Raw genomic sequence first — 386 nt, 5'->3', positions numbered from 1 at the left:
TCATAAGGCAGCGACTTGAAGAGCGTGACATTGCCTGCGAGCGGTCCATTCGTGCCGAGGCCGATCGTGTAGCCGTCTGGAGGGGACTTGGCGACGACGTCCGTTCCAATGTTTCCGCCCGCGCCAGTTCTGTTCTCGACGACGACTGTTTGTCCAAGTACTTCGCCGAGTTCCTTAGCGAACGTCCGCCCAAGCGCGTCTGTCGGGCCACCCGCAGCAAATGGGATAATCAACCGTATCGGCTTTGACGGGTACGTATCAGCCAACACAGCCATAGAAAGCGAGTTTAGAATCAGAGCGCCAACGATTGCCGACCAACTCTTCATGTAACCCTCCCGAAGTCATTATTTTTGACAGTCAGCAAAGCGTGTGCCACGCACGTTGGC

1 protein-coding gene is annotated in these 386 nt (G+C 56.0%); it reads right to left on the bottom strand.

Annotated features, from left to right (window positions below):
- A partial coding sequence (locus ACNFOC_RS55840) for a Bug family tripartite tricarboxylate transporter substrate binding protein (RefSeq protein ID WP_416966504.1) occupies nt 1-326 on the bottom strand: 326 nt, incomplete at its 3' end.
- Between the last annotated feature and the right edge of the window lie 60 nt (nt 327-386).

The sequence above is a fragment of the Streptomyces colwelliae genome (assembly GCF_048158785.1).
Lineage (GTDB): Bacteria > Actinomycetota > Actinomycetes > Streptomycetales > Streptomycetaceae > Streptomyces.
Note: the sequence above shows the minus strand (reverse complement) of the source record. Positions and strands in the feature narration are given on the sequence as shown.